This window comes from Candidatus Hydrogenedentota bacterium (assembly GCA_012523015.1).
Lineage (GTDB): Bacteria > Hydrogenedentota > Hydrogenedentia > Hydrogenedentales > CAITNO01 > JAAYBJ01.
On sequence record JAAYJI010000206.1, the window covers coordinates 1 to 18,094 of the forward strand.

Here is an 18,094-nt window from a genome sequence, read left to right on the forward strand (position 1 = left end):
CTTCTGACGGTATCAGCCTTGGCCGATGCGCCTCTTCAAGAAGAATCTACTGTTCTTTTTGAGGGAGTGCGCTATATCCACCAAGTTCGGATGACCCCCGTCCGGCAAGTGATCCATCTTATAGAAATCAATTTGGAGGCTGCTCAGCTGCGGTTCATGACCACCCCGGCTAATGGACCGGAAGCACCGGGCGAAACATGGTGTGAAACTACCTATGAATTCGTGCGCAAAATGAAAGCTCAAATTGGGATCAATGCCAACTATTTTTATAATGACCGGGAAAAATATGCGGAACTGTTAGGGCTTGCCGCTTCGAATGGCGATATTGTATCTCGTTGGGATGAAGGGGGTTCCAAATATGCTCTTAACATCAGTAAGGAAAATGAAGTCACTTTTTTGGAGCGCCCCGAAAACGCAGTTGGCACGACACAAACCATTCCGGAAGTGGATCTTTACAATACGGTGAGCGGGAAAGTGATGCTTTTGAAGGATGGCAAGATTTTGGTGGAGGAAGGGGGATCCAGGCATCCGAGAACGGCTATCGGAAAGAGTCGCGACAATAAACTCTTTCTGTTCGTTGTTGATGGCAGACAGCCCCGATACAGCGCCGGAATGAATTGCTTTGAAGTGGCGCGCTTTTTTATCGAACGAGGCGTTTCAGACGCTCTCGCGTTGGACGGGGGCGGGTCGTCAACTTTGGTCATTGCGAATCCCGACGCGAAAGTTATGAACGTACCCATGCCCATAGAAATGCCGAGCGGTGTGGTTCTTACGCGGCCGGGTCTTGAACGCAAAAACGGTAATAATCTAGTCCTTTTTGCAGCGCCTCTTTCCGATACGACGGCATCCGACGTGGTTACAGACACATCTATCCCGTGAAACAAGCATTCAAATAACGCCTTACCTTCGTTAGAGTCTCCGCTGTTCCTTATGGGGCGATCGCCTTGCGCACCGAGCGCAGGGCTTCTTCTAATCCCTGAAACTCAGGCGCGGCTTTTTCAATCAGCTCAAGCTGTTCCAAAGCTTCTTCCGCTTTGTTCAGCGTCGGGAAAAGTAACAGAGCCAGATTGAAACGCGCCGCGAGTCGGTCGGGGTCAAGCTCCAGCGCCTTCTTATACGCTTGAGAGGCTAAGTCCCAGGCGTATGCATCGGTTAAGGCTGCAGCACAGGAAAATAGAAACGAAGCGTCCTCTGTGACGCGTCCCAAAAGTTCATCAAAATAGAGCGTGGCTTTTTGGGTATCTTGCTGCGACCAATACAAACGAACCAAATTAAACGTAGCGACGGGATCGGCGGGGAAAATGGTTAATGCTTGCAAATAGCAACGTTCTGCTTCTGCAGCATCACCTTCGTCTTTCGCCACATTTCCCAGATTATTCCATGCCAAGGGAAATTCCGGAATCGCTTCAATAGCTTTCAGGAAATGGCTTTTGGCCTCTTCGTTTTTACCGTTGCCATATAAATAATAGCCATAACTATTGTGAACATCCCCATTGGCGGGGTCGGCATCCAAGGCCTTTTGGAAGATCGCTTCTATTTCTTCTTCGCGGCCCAGTCGTGTCAAGAGGGCGGCGGCATTATTGAGCGCCAAGAGAAAAGAAGGCTTGATCTCCAAAGCGGCTTCATACTTATGCAGCGCCTCCTCAGGATCATTGCGCAATTCCATGAGCAATCCGAGATTGTTGTAGGGCAGCGGATTTTCTGCGTCAATCTCCAGCGCTTTTTTATAGTAGATTTCTGCGTCGTCGGGCCGCTCCATCTTCGCATAAAGGAGACCGAGATTATTTAAAATATGAGAATTATCAGGACTATTTTCAATGGCGTGAAGATAACACGTTTCTGCGTCGGGCAAGCGATTCTCCAGTTCCGCCAGACGCGCGAGATTGTACCATGCATACTCATCATCAGGGCGCAGCGTTAAGGTCGTGTCATATTTGGCGCGTGCCTCATCATATCGACCCAATTCCAAGAGCAAATTGCCCCAATTATTTAAGGCCAGGGTAAAGTTGGGCGCAATGCGCAAGGCTTCTTCGTAATGGTTGATGGCCTGTTCCGGAGATTTCGAGCCAAGGAGCAGCGCAAGATCATTGTGTACCCGTGCGTCATCGGGGTTCAACGCGAGCGCGCGATTAAAATAGCTTTTGCTTTCTTCTATTTTTCCTTGACCGGCAAGCTCACGGCCCATGAGATAATATAAGTCTTGGTTATCGGGATCGATATTCAGGGCTTCTTCGAATCGTTTTTCCGCTTCCGCATAATTGCCCTCCTTAGCGAGCAACTTACCCATTTTATACAGCACGTACCCAAATTGCGGGGCGGCGCGCAACGCCTCTTCATAATGGCGCATGGCTTCTTTCATGTTGCCTTGCTCTTCAAGGAGACTTCCCAATTCGTTGTGGCTCCGTGCATCTTCGGGATCGAGGGTTAGTGCCTTCCTGAAATAGATCTCCGCCTCGTCCTTTTGGTTTTGTGCCAACAATTCACGGCCCAACAGAAAGCAGATATCTTGATTTTCAGGATCGGCTGCCAAGGCATCTTTATAGCGGGTGATCGCTTCATCGGAACGGTTAAGCAGGGCAAGGATGCGTCCGATACGATCCAAGGCAAAGGCGAAGTCAGGTTTAACGCGTAAGGCTTCTTCATAGTGTTCCAGCGCTGTTTCCCATTCGCCTTGTTCTGCCCAAAACATGCCCATCTCCAGATGAGCTCGGGCATCATCGGGATTCAGGTTAATCGCCTCTTGATACTGTTCGACCGCCTCGCTGACACGGTTGGCTTTCGCAAGTTCACGGCCGAGAAGATACCGTGCATCCTGAAAGCCGGGGTCAATGTGAAGTGTCTCTTGGAAATGGAGGATCGCCTCATCAACGTCACCGCGTCGTGATAATTCCCGACCCAATGCCACCCGGGTATATTTGAGATTCGGATTCAATGATAAAGCGATTTGATGTTGTTCGATGGCTTCCTCATGACGGCCCAGGGCACTCAGTTCTTGTGCCCAGAGATAGCGCGCGCCGTCCAATAGGGGATCAATGCGCAGGGCTTCCGCAAAGTGGGTGCACGCCTCTTCTGTTCGCCCGGTTTCTGCCAGATCGCGACCGAGAATATAATGGATATAAGGCTGTTCAGCATTCTCTTCAAGAAGGTGTCGATAGCGGGCGATGACCTCATCAACGCGTTTTAACGCCTTCATGCTAAGACTGATGTTATCGATAACGTCGCCGTAATGGGGCGCAACGGCGAAGGCTTTTTCGAAACAATCCAATGCTTCCGTATAGGCTTGGCTATGAAGTAAGATTTCGCCCAGCCCATTGAGTGCCCGTGCATCGGTGGGATTCAGCGTCACGGCCGATTCCAGACTTGCCCGTGCGCCTGCTGTATCGCCTTCCTCTTTTAAGCAGATTCCCAACAGATAATGCATGTCTTGATACGTTGGATCTCTTTCGATCCCCGCTTCATACTGGGCGATTGCATCATCTGCGAGATGTTGGGATGCAAAATAACGGCCCAGGCGTTGATGCATATACGCCGCGCCTTGGCAAGTAATCACTTCCCGCGCTTCTGCCCGTGCCGCGTCAAGTTCGCCCCGTCGTATCCAAGAATCAGCCCGTTGATAATGCCACCGTGCTTCGTCGAGGAGAACGGGTATAAACACGTGGGAGAGGAGCAAGAAAAGACAACAGCTGGTTAGGGTGATCAAAAAGGCTTTCATGCGGTTCTTGCGGAAGGCGGTGACAAGCGTCTGCAACGCATAACCGGCAAAGAGCATAAATAGCGGGATGACCGGAAGACGGGCGCGGCCATTTACGAAGAAGGGTAAAAAAGATAAGAGATAATAAGCTAAAAAACAGAGTATGAGGAGCAGCATGGCAATATCTCCGCGCCAGCTGTCACTTTTCAAAATGCGCGGGAAAGAGAGGAGCAACAGGAAGAGTCCCATGAAGAAAAAGGCGGCTACAAAGGGAAAGCGGGGAAGGATACGGAGCGGCATATAGTGTTTCAATTCGTAATGTACCACCTTATTGCAGGTGATCTCGACGGGCGTCCACAACAAGACAAATCGGCGCAGGTAGCGGCGGAGCGTTTCTTGAGGATGGGTTTTTATATAGGTTAAGGCTTTTTGAGAAAAGACATGAGACGCCTCGCTGTGGCTGAGGTCGGGCTGCCCCACTTCTTTGCCCAGCCCGCGCACTACGTTCACATAATCGCGGGCGGACCAATTGCCGCTCCCTTCCAGCTCTTGCAGATAAGGAAGCCACGGTGTTATTCCATCGGATTGTTCGTGATTACCAATAATAAGATTATGACCGAAATAGGTGGAAATCGGCACAAATTCACCGGATGCCCTATAGTTCCGTATGGTTACAGGCACGATCAACGCTGCCGTGGTTAGCAATAAAAGAAGCCATGAGGCGAGAACGCGGCCGCCCTTTTGGTTGCGCCAAGCAGTCCAGAGGATCCACAGCGCGACTACGGGGCCAAAACCCAGTATATTGGGACGAGCCAATCCGTAACAGCCAAAAATTAATCCTGCGAAAAAGATATAGCGGTATTTAAAGTTTTGCGACCATTTGTCCAGGACGAAGAATAAGGCGGGAACAAGAAACACAAATAGGGCGGGATCGTTCACTTCGCCTTCCCAGTAAATGAATACGCTGTAGATAGCGGCGAGCAAGGCGGAGAATAGCCCGGCCACGGATCCGAAAAAACGCTTGCCCAACGCGAACAGGAGCAGTACCGTTAAAACCCCTAAAACAGCATTTAAAATACGAGGTGCCAGATAGCTGCCGGAGGAAAGGAAATACAGAGCCGTCAACAAATAGCCATAGCCCGGGGGCCGATAAAAGGCGGTGCTTTGCATTTCCGGGTCTGTTTCACCATCAGGTACGCTCCAGTCTCCTGAAAGTACAGCACGGGCGAAATAATCTTGAACTTCGGGATCTTGCTGCAGCGCGGAGAAATCGGGCGCTGTCATGACTTGCGTCAGATACCAGCAACGGAGTATTACAGCCAGTATCAGGATCGCGCCCAGAGCAACATAAACCCACCCTTGTTTTTTGGGGGGGGATGTTGCCTGTTCCGCATTGGAAGCAGATAACGAAGCCTTATTTTCGCCGGTGGAATTTGGAGACACAACGAGACCTCCTCTTTTTTTTCACGTTAAACAAGCGTATGTAGAGATATTACGGAGTGCGCGCTGCTTTTTAAAGCGCGTAGATGAAGGGCGAGACCACGCCGGCATTGCCTGCAAAGAAGAAAAGTAATCCCAGCAGCAACAGCGAAATAATAATGGGAGCGAGCCAATATTTCTTTCGGATTCTCATAAAAGCCCAAATCTCTTTGAGGGTTTCCATAACGACACCTTTCTAAAAGGGGAATATTATTTTGTCAGTCTAAAAGGGGAATGTTATTTTGTCAGGTTTAATAGTATAAGTTTTTATCTGTAACGGTTCAAAATCTCGGAGAGGAGTGGATCCACTACGTATTGTACAAAGACATGCTTCTCCGTACAAAAGGCTTAGAAGAGATTCCTATCTGTGTTCTTTTAATCGTCGCTGTGGCGCTGCGCTCGGTCTTGGAGCAAGCGGATTTCTACAGGATTGATGCTGTCCAAGTGAATGTCCCGTTGTGGATAGGCGAATAAAACGCCATTTTCCGCAAAAAGGGTAGCTGTCCTGAAGCGTATGTCACTGAGCGTTTTGCGGATGTCAACGGAGGCTTTCATTTCCATCCAAAAATAAATGGTGAATTCCAAACCATTATCGCCAAAGGCTTCAAAGAACACTGCCGGCTCGGGATCAAGCAAGACATTGCGTTGTTCCATCACGGCTTGCAAGAGCAGTCGTGACACTTCTTGGGCGGGCGCATCATAGGACACACAGACATCCACCTGCCGCCGGACTTTAGAATCGGTCAGGGTCCAGTTGATCACACTCGTTTCCAAAATTTTACTGTTCGGGATCAGAATATCGTAACCTGTGGGCATCCGCAACCGGGAGGCGCGGGTACCGATATTGGTCACGGTACCCATTTTCCCTTCAATCTCCACCACATCGCCCAAGCGTATGGGCTGCTCACCCATTAAGATCAATCCGCTGAGGAAATTGTTGATCAGGTTTTGCGCGCCGAAGCCCAATCCCAACGCGACGGCGCCGCCCATAAAGGCAAAAATGGTTAGCGGAATATTGACATAATTGAGTGCTAAATAGACGACGATGAGAAAGGTTACATAGTTGGTGAGCTTCGCAATCACAAAGACCATATTCGAGCGAAGCTTGAGCCGTTTGAGCGCGTAATTTTTTATGTATCGTGTCAGGAGCCGGCTGAGCAAAATACCTAAGATTAAAATTAACGCCATGTAAAAGAGTTTGCGGCCCGTAATGGACTCATCGCCGATCTCCAATATTTCACGGTCGAAGGCGAGGGAAACAACGGTAAAGGCTTTCCGACCATAGTCGGCCAGTATATCTTTGAAAGGGCGAGATGACTGTCGGCTTCGTGTCTCTTCAATGAACCGTTCTGCCAACGCTTTCGCCTGATTCATCCGCATCTGTATGCGGTTGCGTAATAAGAGGCGTTCAGAAAGGATGTTCAGTTGATCTTCGATGTACCGTTTCTCACCATCTTGACCGCTCCAATCGCGCAAATTATTTTCCAAGGCGGTGACCTGTCCGCGCAAACTATTGGCCCGTTGTTCGCTCGCATTCATATCCTTACTGAAAAGATCCATCTGCTCGCGCAAAAGAGACAAGATCCTTTCCCAGTCCTGAGAGGCTTCATGACCGGAGTTGTGCATATCAAAGCGTAACTGCCACAATTTTTCTATGCCGTCTTCAATTTTTTTAAGGGATTCAAGAATAACAATCTTTGCTTCTGACGCTTCGATACGCATCTTAATGAGATGTTGATTCTTTTTTGCCTTGTTTTTACTTTCCGGATCAAGCTCATTCCCGCTGTTTTTTTCCGCATCTTCCAGCTTCTTCTTGTGTTGCTCCGTTTCTTCCCGCGCCTTTTCTAATTCTTTATCAAGTCCGGCAACAGCCTGTTTCTGACGTTCTAAAATCTCGTTTAATTCTTGTTCGCGAAAAAGGGTTTGCTTGCGAATCAGCTCCATCTTTTTGGAAGCTATGCGCAGTTCCAATTCACAGAAGGAAATATTGCTCTCTATCCGTTCCACTTCAACGGCGGCAGTGGTCAAGCGTTCTTGTGCCAGATCGAGGAGCAGTTTGGCGGTGTCTTGTTCAAAAGCTACGGCGTCATGATCATCCTGTCCTGCCGTACGCAGGCGTTCATTGCTGCGGTTGAGATTCGTTTTGGCGTCATCAATGGCTTTGCGTTCCAGGGCGGCCCGTTCTTTTGCCGCTTTTAGCGTCGTATTTTCCGCCTCCAGGTCCAGGCGCTTCGCTTTCATCAGATCGATGCTTTGATCCAAGTACGCCAAGGAATAGGGGGGAGGCGCATCCAGCTGCACCGATTCCTTGGTCGTTTCTTCCAGCTCATGGAGCTGTACTTTGAGGTTACGATGTTCCTGCAACAGGCTTTGCCGTTGTTGAAGCGTAGCAATGAGTTTGTTAACCGCGGCCAGCCGCCCTTGGACGGCGTCAAGGGATCGCTCGATCAGCCCTTCTTTCGCCGAAGTCTCCAGTTCCGTATAGGTCTCGGCCATGGTTTTTAATCGGGTGATTTCCGCTTAAAGTGCTTCCTCTTGGGAAGTATCGGTTTCAGCAACAGCCGTGTCCTTGGCTTGCTGCGCGAAGGCGAGGTTGTCAGGGCATAGGAAGCAGAAAGATAGAAGCATGACTGCCCATAAAAAGGATATCACAGCGAATGTTTTGATATGTCCAACAGGTGGCTTCATAGAAGGTTCTCTTTATTCGTTGGGAATGGGCTTAGCCCTGTGTCCCGGGTCAATTCAAAATATCGTTCATAAAGTTGCCACATTATCGCAATGGCTCATAGAGCTATGCAAAAATACTATGGATGGCGTGATTCTTCCAGGTCAATGACCTCTTATGAACCGTTGACCTTGCTCTTGTCATACTGTCTGCAAAAGATATTTTATTCACCCTCACTTTCCGGTTATACTTAAGCCTTTGAAGGTGATGTTAAGGGGTACCAAAAAAAGAAGGTTGAGCGGCAACGCAGCCGTACAGACAACTTCCATATAGGGATAAGAAAGGTTGACTCATGATTTTTTCGAAGCGTAACAATGCTTACAAAACAATTTTAACGGTTCTTTTATGTCTTCTTTGTGCGGCTCTCTGGGGGCGTGCCCAAGGAGCGCCCGTATCAGAAGAAGCGAAGAAGCTTGTAGCGCAAATGACTTTGGAAGAGAAGCTCGGTATTATTGTGGGGGACGGCAATTTTGTACCCGGCTTTGTTCGTAACACCCAAGACGCCGGTCAGGGTATGATTCTTGAAGATCAGCGATCCCATCCGATTTTGCCGCGCCTGTCCATTCGCACAACCGCCATGTCCGACGGCCCGGCGGGCTTGAACCGTGAGGCACGGAAAGAAGGACAAGAATATTTCCAATATACGACTGCTTTTCCAACCTCTACGTGCTTGGCGGCGACTTGGAACATGGACTTGGTTCTTGCCGTAGGCGAAGCCTTTGGTAATGAAGTGCTCGAATATGACTATGAACTCATTTTAGCGCCCGGTGTGAATTTACACCGCAACCCCCACGATGGCCGCGTCTTTGAATATTACTCCGAAGATCCGCTGCTCTCGGGTAAATCGGCTGCCGCCATGATTCTGGGGCTCCAATCCAACGGCATCGGCGCGACGCCCAAACATTTCCTCGCCCACAACCAACAGACCGATCGGCGCACCTATAACGCCGTTATCAGTCAACGAGCCCTGCGCGAAATCTATTTGCGCGGCTTTGAGATTGCGGTAAAAGAAGGGCAGCCCAAATGTATCATGACGTCCTACAACCGCATGAATGGATTGTATACGGCGGAGAATCCCGAACTACTGCAAACGGTGACCTGTGAAGAATGGGGGTTCAACGGTTTCTTTATTACGGATTTTGACGGGCTGGGAAGCTCGGTCGCTAAAGTGCGGGCGGGACATAATCTGTTGATGAGCGGAAACACGGAAGAATATGAAGAATTGAAGAAGGCCATCGAAAGTAAAAGCTTCGACGAAGCCCTTTTGGATGAGCGGCTCGCACGCTATATCGACTTTAAATTGGATTCGCCACGGTCACACGGTCATAAGCCTTCTCACAATCCAGACTTAGAAGCCCACGCGAAAATTGCGGAACAGGGAGCGAAAGAGGGCATGGTATTGCTCGAAAACAAAGACAACTGTCTGCCTCTTAAAGGTGATGAAACGGTCGGTATTTTTGGCAAGACTTCTTACGCATTCAATCCCTATGGCACGGGAAGCGGTGAAGTGAGAAGCCTGAAGCATTGTATTTCTGTCTATGACGGGTTGAAAGCTGCGGGGCTGGGCGTACTCGAAGATATGAAGGACGACTACCTCGCCTATATTGAAAAGATCAAGCGCGACAATCTGGTCCCTGATTATTTCGATAATCCCAAGATGCGCAAGGACAACGGTATTGTTGACGACCAGGCGCCCCGTCATTTTAAAAACAGGCTCGTTGCCTTCAGCCGCGAAAAAGAATTGACCCGCGAAGAAATCAGCGCCTATTGCGAACGCTCTGCCACGGCCTTGATCACCTTCGGCCGCAGTGCAGGTGAAAATTACGAGAACGGATATCTTCCCATCACGGAGCGTGAACACCAACTTCTCCGCGACATTTCCGAAATCTACCATAGCGCCGGCAAAAAAGTTATTGTTGTGCTCAATGTGGTGGGGGTGTGGGAGACGGCAAGCTGGAGCGATTTGGCGGATGCCATTCTCATGGCGTGGCTGCCCGGTCAGGAAGGCGGCACAGCCGTGGCAGAAATCTTAACGGGAGCGGTTAATCCTTCGGGGAAATTGCCCGATTCGTTCCCCCTGAAATATGAAGATGTGCCCTCTGCTGCAAGCTTCCCCGGTTCACCCAACTACGATTCTGTTAACTCCTATTATAACGAAGGCATCTATGTGGGCTATCGCTATTATGATTCCTTTAACGTGCCCACCGCCTATCCTTTCGGCTTCGGTTTGTCTTACACCACCTTTTCTTATTCAGATTTGAAACTAAGCGCCGACCAATTCCAGTCAAAGCTGCAGGTATCTGTGACGGTCGAAAATACCGGATCGGTGGCGGGCAAAGAAATAGTGCAGTTGTATTTGGCTGCGCCGACGACACAAATCGAGAAGCCCCAACAAGAGTTAAAGGGATTTGCGAAAACGGTCTTGTTGCAGCCCGGCGAACGCGAAGTCCTTCACTTTGAATTGGACGAACGAGCGCTTGCCTCTTTTTGGAGCGGTATCAGCGCATGGGTTGCCGATCAAGGCAGCTATGAAGTGCGTATCGGCGCTTCTTCTCAAGACATACGGCTGAAGGCGTCTTTTGAACTCGCAGAAGATATTGTGGTGGAAAAAGTCAACGACGTGCTCTATCCCAATGTCCTCTTAGAAGAGCTGAGCCGGTCGGAATCCTGAGTGTGCCCGCAGCGCCCTCGTAGATTATTGCTTAGATTTGCCGCGCAGCAAGGGGTGATACAAGCTGTCGCCCCTTGCGCGTTTTAGAGCAGCGCCCTGCCTGTCCGGACCACGGCCTAAGCACAGACACCCCTTGAAAATCGTGTTAACCCGGCATGTACATAGGGGGCAGCCCCCATATCGCACAATGCCGGCTACAAAAGAATCTACAACAATTCCCTGAATGGAGAAACAACGGTGACCTCTCAAGACCCATCAGCAACTAAAAAGATCCCTTTTATCGTGAATACCGGCGGCGAAGCAGAGCGGGAATCCCGTTCGCGGAAATTCAACGTCATCGAAGCCTTTTTCCTCATGACCTTATTATTGGTGGTGCTCTGGTACGTCCAATATTTCTTTTGTGTTTTGGGAACGAATGAGGCGCTTAACACAGGCGTGAGCATTTTCCTCACCGTCGCTGGGTTATATTGTCTCTTCGGCAGTCCCTTTATACACCGCGATACGCTCAATTCGTGGGGACTGGGAAACCCTGTTGCTTTATGGCGCCGCCTCTATTATGAACGGAGCACGGCAAACACGCTCCTTGCCGCCGTCATTGTGATCCTCATTGCGGTCTTGTCGGTCATTGGTTTTATCCAATGGCCCGAAGTGGCGAAATTCCTGTTTCGCATGAAAAGGGAACGGGCGCTGGCAGTCATGGCGAATCCCCTTGGAAAGGTCGGTATCAGCGCTTTCGTCTTGCTCTTATCCACGTTTTTATGCACCTTCTTCATACGCTATGACAATTTTGTCTCCGCCTTCATCACCGTACTTAAGATTTTAGTTCCCTTGGGAGGAGCACTCTATTTATTAGCCTTTGCCGTCATGGGCACCGCTGCCTTTGCAGATTTCCACATCACAACCTTCGCCTTAGGCGTGTTTGGCTATGTCTTTTGGGGAGCCGTGCAGCAGCTCCTCTTCTGCTCTTATTTCGGTACGCGCCTGCGCAAAGGATTCGCTCCGGCGCGGCGCGTCGAAAACCAATGGAAAGTGCGTCTGGCCGTATCCATATTAAACGGCGCCTTCTTCGGAATCATCCACATTAACAGTTGGATGTTGGTTTTGGTTTGTTGGGTACTGGGTTCTTTCCTGTCGTGGGTCTTTATGGACGACCGCAACCGTAATTTGGTTGCCCTTGGCTTTATCCACGGGTTTTTGGGCAGCAGCGTGGGCTGGCTCTTTAACCGAAGCAAAGCGGGCGGCTTTGAAATTAAGATGGGCGTGGGTCCCACCCATGTCCATGGCTTTGATCTGCTGACCATTTGTGTGGTCACTGTCCTCATCATTTCTTTCAGCTTATTTATGCTTTGGGTATTGTGGAAATGGCCCACACGGGAGGAGTCCACCTTTTCCTGATCACGGGCGGCTGTGTCGAAATCTTGCCGTGTTGTTCCTCTTTTGCCCGGCGCTTTTAAAACCCGGAAATTCCACTTGAAAGAAATAGGGGTTACCCTCTGAGCGCCTATTTATGGTATAAGATAGGCACTTTGCGTCTTGAATTGTCTCGGACATTTCTGTTGTTCCCCTGCGCCGCAGGACTTCGCAGCACCTTCATTATCTGCCGCACTTTTTTATAGGTATGTGAGACAATGAATCCCGTGCCTGTTGCCGTAGACGCTAACGTACTATCCCTAACATCAAATTATGGTTCTTTATAAACGTGGAGCAATGGATGGCCCCACGGCAGGTTTCAACAACTCCCGGAAAGGAAGTATTTACATGAGAATAACAAGGTGGCTTTTACTTGCTGTCATGACACTTGGATGCCTCTCAGTAGGAAGTCAGCCCGTTAAGGTTGGAAGTTTTTTACAAGAAAAAGCAGAACACTTTTTTACTGAACAAGGACTTCCATCCAATGATATCAACGATCTTTGGATCGACGCCGGACGGCCCGTCGTGGCGACGGCAGCAGGCAACGCCAAATTCAATGGAAACACGTGGGAAGTTGTCGAACTGAAAGGCGGCGCATCCTATGCCTTATCGCCGACCGGCGACGCCTACCAGCTTGAGTCCATGGAAGCGGGGCGGAAGGATGTGCAGATCCCCGTTCATCAGGCGACCGACCGGAGCACGGCTCCGGCCGCTGTGGCGACGGCACAAGGTCTGTTCGTGCGCAATGCCACCGGTCTCTATGAAAAGCTGGACGTGAGAGATGGCCTGGGCCGCATGTGGGGCGTAGAGGATGTGCGCGGTGTTGCCCTTGATGCCCAAGGGAAGCTGTGGTTTGCCACGCTGGCAGGAGCCGCTGTCCAAGGCGATTCCGATTGGAACTTTTTTACCGGCGAAGAGGGCTTGCCCTTTAACGATTTCACCTGCATGGCTGCGGGACAGGATGGCGCTGTTTGGTTCGGCACGACCCGCGGCGTTGTTCGGTATAAAGATGGGAAATGGCGTTATCGCCAAGGCCGCCGTTGGCTGCCCCATGATGAGGTGCGTTCCATAGCTGTCGATGGAGACCATGGCGTATGGGTTGCCACGGCCGGCGGGGTAGGGCATATTTTTTACACGCCCATGACCTTGAAAGAAAAAGCGGCCATTTATGAGGAACAAACCGACCTGATCAAACGCACGGAATATGGCTATGTCTCCGAATTGCTTTTAATGAATCCCGGCGACACCCGTGAAACGAGGTTTACAGACAGTGATAATGATGGGCTGTGGACGGCCATGTACGGCGCGGCAGAATGTTTCGCCTATGCCGCCACTAAATCGCCCGAAGCGAAAGCAAGAGCAACCCGCGCTTTTAAGGCGCTTGAATTCTTGCAAAAGGTGCCGCAGCTCAGCGAAGAACGGCCGCCAAAAGGCTATGTGGCGCGTACGATTCTCCCCGGTGACGGTCACGACCCCAACATTGGCCGCATCGAACGGGATCTGAAACACCGCGAGCGCGAAGATTATCTCTGGAAGATTTACGAGCCCCGTTGGCCCAAGACGACAGACGGAAAATGGTATTGGAAAAGCGACACCAGCTCCGACGAATTAGACGGACACTATTTCTTGTATCCCGCCTATTATGATTATGTGGCGGAAACTGAAGCAGAAAAAGAAGCGGTCCGCGAAGTGGTGCGCGCCTTAACCGACCATTTGCTGGAATACGGCTTCAATTTGGTGGATCATGACGGAACGCCGACCCGTTGGGCAATTTATAATCCCGACACGCTCAACCAAGACATGGACTGGTGGCCCGAACGGGGGCTGAAGTCCATGAGTATCCTATCCTATCTCGCTGTTGCAGAGCATATCACCGGCGATCCTAAATATGGAGAAGCCAGCCGAGAACTCATTGAAAAACATCACTTCCTCACGAACTCCATGTTTTATAAGATTCATTTTGGGCCGGCTCCGGCAACCAGTCCGATGATGAAATGGCCTTCATGAATTTTTATAATCTTATGAAGTACTCCAAGGATGAACAGATCCTGCCCCAAATCATGTATTCCTTCCATTCCGCGTGGATCAATGAAGAGCCCGAAATGAATCCCCTCTTCAATTTCATGTTTGCTGTCTTCTCCGGAAAGATTACCTATCCGCTGCCGTGGGGCGACTTTGAAATTAAAGCGTGGGACAACTGCATTGAGGATGCCGTGGAAACGCTGATTGAATTCCCCCTTGATCGGTTTAACTGGGCACACGAAAACAGCCATCGCCTAGACCTGCGTATTCTGCCGCCCCAACAAGCTGCAGAACCCTACGAAGAGATATGCCGCAGCCGCGGTTATCGGGTCAATGGCAAGGTGCTTCCCGTTTCCGAACGCTATTTTAACCACTGGAATACCGATCCTTGGCGCTTGGACTATGGCGGAGACGGACGTGTCCTCGGCAATGGCACCGTATTTCTGCTGCCCTATTATATGGGGCTCTACCATGGTTTTATTGAAGAGTAAAGTAATAACCGACGAAAGTGCGGCAGTGGGAGAACTTTTTGTTCTTCCATTGCCCAGTCCTTTAGAATATAGAAACTGCCTTCCTTAGCTTCTGTGCTGTCCCCGCAATATGCATGTTTCGGGGTCTATGGAACGAAGGAGTGCGCCTGTCCAATAACCTGCCTTTAGATCTACCTGTCATATAAAGGACCGCCCTCATGACACAAAAGAACACTACCGACCAACAGATTCGCATTGATATACGCCGTGCCACTGCCGCCGCCGTCGGCGCAGCCCACGGGATTACGCCTGAAGCTTTTCAAGCCATAGATCCGCGTATCTTAAAAGCTCATGAGCAAATGCGTGCCGATCGTGAAGCGAAGAAATACGGTTTTTATGATCTCTATAAAGAAAAGGCAGTGCTGAAAGAGGTGCAAGAGCAGGCTGCACAATTTGTTGCCCGTGGCTATGATAACTTGGTTGTCTTGGGGATTGGCGGTTCCGCCCTCGGACTGACAGCACTCCATACCGCCTTGAGCGCGCCCTATCATAATCTCATGGACCGCGACGGGCGTAAGGGACGGCCACGCCTCTTTGTCATGGACAATATCGATCCCGTCACCTTTACCGCGATGATGCAGTATTGCGACCCTGCCCAAACCTTGTTCAACGTCATCTCCAAATCGGGCGACACGGCAGAGACCATGGCCCAATTAATGATTGTAGTCGATATGCTGGAGAAATCGGTGGGCGCTGCTGCCATGAAAGATCATTTGGTAGTGACCACAGGCCCCGGTAATGGCAACGGCTCAAAAAGCCTGCTCCACCCCGTGGCGGAAGCCTATGACTTGATCACCTTTGAAATTCCCGTAAACGTGGGCGGCCGTTTTTCCGTATTTTCGCCTGTCGGCATGTTTCCCGCCGCTGTCCTGGGCATGGATATTGAGGCGATGATGGCGGGCTGCGAGGCCATGGATGAGCGCTGTTCCAAAGCCTCTCTCGAAGGGAATCCCGCCTATTTGCGTGCTGCCGTTCAGTATATGATGGATGTAGAAAAAGGGAAAACCATGTCCGTCATGATGCCCTATGCCGACGGGCTCCGCGATGTGGCAGATTGGTACCGCCAATTGTGGGCGGAAAGCCTGGGTAAACGCTACGATGGGGATAACAAGGAAGTATTTGTCGGGCCTACGCCTATCAAGGCTTTAGGCGTGACCGATCAGCATTCGCAAGTACAATTGTATCGCGAGGGACCCAACAACAAAGTCTTTAATATACTAGAGGTCGAAAGATTCACCGACACCCTGCCGATTCCCCCGGTCATGGCCCATCTGAACAGTTTGGATTATCTGCGCAATTCGACCATGAATAAGCTGATGGAAGCCGAACTCTTAGGTACCATGGACGCCCTTCAATTGAGTCAGCGTCCTGTAATCCGTATCATTTTACCGGAGCTGAACGCGTATACGCTCGCCCAGGTCCTGTATCTCCTTGAAGTGGAGACGGCCATGGCGGGACAGCTCTATAATATAGATGCCTTCAATCAACCCGGCGTTGAAGAGGGCAAGATCATTGCGCGAACACTCATGGGAGATCGTAAGTGAAGGCTGAGACCGGGAAAGGGACGGCGCCGCAGTTTACCTGCGACTATGTTCGGGCACGACGTACCCGACGCTCCTTCCGTCTCTTGGTCGCTCTCGCCGTTGCACTCACGATCACGCTTTGGTTTGCAGAAGGCTACTTGCGTTATGACCGCAGCGAAACCCAATACCGCATGTCCTTAACGCTCCATCCTGCCCAAGCCCGGCCCATCCTGCGCACCGTTGTTCACCGCGAAACAGGTCCGGTGAACGTGCCGCCGTCCCTCTATTTAGAGGCCTTGGCGCAGGTGGAAGAGCCCGATCATATTTTGGAAACCTACGACCGCGCCTATCAAGTCAATCCGCGCAATGCTTCGCTCGTCACCAACTACGGCTCTAAGCTCTACGCCGACGGCCAATATGACGAGGCACGGGAACGCTTCCGTGAGGCAGGGCTCAATCCGCCGGCAAATGTGCTGCCCCGCTATCTGGAGGCGGCAGCATTGGCGGCAGCCCTCGAACCCAAGGCGGAACTGAACGATTTGATCGCCCTCTTAACACGCGCCAACAGTTCTGAAGATCCCATCCTTTTCCCCGAACCTTTGTGGCATGTATCCTTGCCGCAGCGGGGCTTGTTATACAACAAGAAAAGGAGGGAGATCGCCGATGAGATCTCCGCGCCTTTGCTCTATTGTTGTAATTTCATTACGAGCCGTGCCCGTCAAGATCTTCAAGAGGGAGCGCTTATGGATTGGCCCGAATGGCTTGAAAAGCTGCATTATATGGGTGTACGGCTCATGGGCGGGAAAGAAGGGGACAGCCGGCCGACGCTGATCCAAATGAAAACTGCCCTACAAATCCAGCATCAGGCCTTGGTGCTCCGTGAGATGAGCGCGCCCTTGGCCGGAGACGAGCAGCCCGCTGAAATCGCAGCCGAACTCACCCGTATTCACGAGGCGCTGGCAAAGGTCGAAGACTTTGAGGAGGGCCGCGGCGCTGTGGTCGCCCAGTATCGGAAAAACGCGATCCGTCCTTGGGGATTATTGCTTAAAACGGCCCTAGTCTTTTTCTTGCTCTATTTTGTCAGTTATCTCATCCACAAAATCGGGTCGGGCGGAAAATATATTCGGGCGCTGCCCCATAAGGCGGTGGGGGTTCTGGTTCCGTGGTTTGGTTTTGCCGCACTCTTTGTGCTGCTTGTCACCATGTCTGCGCGGCACAGTCTTGGTATGATGGGCAGCTTCGACACGGTGATCCCGCTTTTATGGTATGTGCTGAGCGCCCTCATGATTATTACGGGACTGCTCTATCCCATTTTCCAAGTCAGGGGTATGGGCTATATGGATATGAGCTTTGAGAAGAAGGAGACCGCTCCCGACGACGACGACGACCCCCAACCGCCCGCCGCCGTGATGACACTGCGCCGTTATCTTGGTGTATATGGCTGTTTGCTGCGCCGTTACATGGGCATACTCTGCGGCGGCTTTTTAGTTGTCCTGTGCATGTGGTGTGTCTGTTATTATCTCGTGCTTCACGCCTACCCCTTCCAATTGGAACTGCTGAGCACCGGCTTGAGCAAGGACAGCGCCGCCTTAGTTTCAACCTTGCAAGGCTATTTTATCAGCGCCCGCTAAGCTTGAGCTTTAAAATTAAGCCATAGTGCAGGTCTTTAGGCGCGATAAATCACACCCGAGGTGTTTTTATCATTGAGGCGTTGCGTTAGACACGTCGACACGCCTACCCACGTTCGTCCAACCCGTCCATCCGGTCCATTCTGTCCACCGGGTCCATCCTGTCCATCGGGTAGATCCGAGGCGCGATAAATCTCGCCCCTACAGGGGATGCGTCAAGGCGTGGTTGCGGGGTGTTGCGGCGACGCGGGTATAGGGCAAGAAGTAGGGATTGCACCGCCGCCTGCCCCGACGCCGACAGCGTCATCTATGCGCTCCGTGCGGCGAAGAACTGTCCGGTGTAGGGGCGCGATTCATCGCGCCCGAGGTGTTTTTATCATTGAGGCGTTGCGTTATACACGTCGACACGTGTACC

At 51.0% G+C, this 18,094-nt stretch carries 11 protein-coding genes; 7 read left to right on the plus strand and 4 right to left on the minus strand.

Annotation, left to right across the window (positions count from 1 at the left end; translation table 11 throughout):
• Positions 1-879 (plus strand): phosphodiester glycosidase family protein (locus GX117_08865; GenBank protein ID NLO33450.1); only part of this gene is annotated, 879 nt, incomplete at its 5' end.
• A gap of 49 nt (positions 880-928) precedes the next feature.
• Here the strand turns inward: GX117_08865 and GX117_08870 are convergent.
• From GX117_08870 to GX117_08885, 4 genes are all read right to left on the minus strand, one after another.
• The gene (locus GX117_08870) at positions 929-5,134 is read right to left on the minus strand and encodes a tetratricopeptide repeat protein (GenBank protein NLO33451.1); all 4,206 of its coding nucleotides are present in this window, start codon (positions 5,132-5,134) and stop codon (positions 929-931) included.
• Between the two features lie 70 nt (positions 5,135-5,204).
• A complete protein-coding gene (locus tag GX117_08875; protein ID NLO33452.1) occupies positions 5,205-5,354 on the minus strand; it encodes a hypothetical protein in 150 nt (49 codons plus the stop codon).
• A 191-nt stretch (positions 5,355-5,545) separates the two neighbouring features.
• Positions 5,546-7,666, minus strand: coding sequence for a mechanosensitive ion channel (locus GX117_08880; GenBank protein ID NLO33453.1), 2,121 nt, complete (start codon positions 7,664-7,666; stop codon positions 5,546-5,548).
• A gap of 24 nt (positions 7,667-7,690) precedes the next feature.
• Positions 7,691-7,858, minus strand: a complete 168-nt coding sequence (locus GX117_08885; GenBank protein ID NLO33454.1) for a hypothetical protein — start codon at positions 7,856-7,858, stop codon at positions 7,691-7,693.
• Positions 7,859-8,187: 329 nt separating this feature from the next.
• Here GX117_08885 and GX117_08890 point away from each other — a divergent pair, with 329 nt between their 5' ends.
• From GX117_08890 to GX117_08915, 6 genes are all read left to right on the plus strand, one after another.
• Positions 8,188-10,566 (plus strand): beta-glucosidase, encoded by a 2,379-nt coding sequence (locus GX117_08890; GenBank protein ID NLO33455.1) that lies wholly within the window; start codon positions 8,188-8,190, stop codon positions 10,564-10,566.
• A gap of 237 nt (positions 10,567-10,803) precedes the next feature.
• Entirely contained in the window at positions 10,804-11,961 is a 1,158-nt protein-coding gene (locus GX117_08895; protein ID NLO33456.1) for a hypothetical protein, read from the plus strand.
• 363 nt (positions 11,962-12,324) lie between these two features.
• A complete protein-coding gene (locus GX117_08900; protein ID NLO33457.1) occupies positions 12,325-13,983 on the plus strand; it encodes a hypothetical protein in 1,659 nt (552 codons plus the stop codon).
• Positions 13,980-14,489, plus strand: a complete 510-nt coding sequence (locus tag GX117_08905; GenBank protein ID NLO33458.1) for a hypothetical protein — start codon at positions 13,980-13,982, stop codon at positions 14,487-14,489. Before GX117_08900 ends, GX117_08905 begins: the two co-directional genes overlap by 4 nt.
• Before the next feature lie 197 nt (positions 14,490-14,686).
• Positions 14,687-16,072 (plus strand): glucose-6-phosphate isomerase, encoded by a 1,386-nt coding sequence (locus tag GX117_08910; protein ID NLO33459.1) that lies wholly within the window; start codon positions 14,687-14,689, stop codon positions 16,070-16,072.
• On the plus strand, positions 16,069-17,682 hold the full coding sequence (locus GX117_08915; GenBank protein ID NLO33460.1) for a hypothetical protein: 1,614 nt from the start codon (positions 16,069-16,071) through the stop codon (positions 17,680-17,682). The genes GX117_08910 and GX117_08915 overlap by 4 nt, the downstream gene beginning before the upstream one ends.
• The last annotated feature ends 412 nt before the right edge of the window (positions 17,683-18,094 follow it).

Excerpts from the sequence above, each read along its gene's own strand:
- GX117_08875 (NLO33452.1), bottom strand. The coding sequence starts at position 5,354 with ATGGAAACCCTCAAAGAGATTTGGGCTTTTATGAGAATCCGAAAGAAA.
- GX117_08880 (NLO33453.1), bottom strand. The coding sequence starts at position 7,666 with ATGGCCGAGACCTATACGGAACTGGAGACTTCGGCGAAAGAAGGGCTG.
- GX117_08885 (NLO33454.1), bottom strand. The coding sequence starts at position 7,858 with ATGAAGCCACCTGTTGGACATATCAAAACATTCGCTGTGATATCCTTT.
- GX117_08890 (NLO33455.1), top strand. The coding sequence starts at position 8,188 with ATGATTTTTTCGAAGCGTAACAATGCTTACAAAACAATTTTAACGGTT.
- GX117_08900 (NLO33457.1), top strand. The coding sequence starts at position 12,325 with ATGAGAATAACAAGGTGGCTTTTACTTGCTGTCATGACACTTGGATGC.
- GX117_08905 (NLO33458.1), top strand. The coding sequence starts at position 13,980 with ATGAATTTTTATAATCTTATGAAGTACTCCAAGGATGAACAGATCCTG.
- GX117_08910 (NLO33459.1), top strand. The coding sequence starts at position 14,687 with ATGACACAAAAGAACACTACCGACCAACAGATTCGCATTGATATACGC.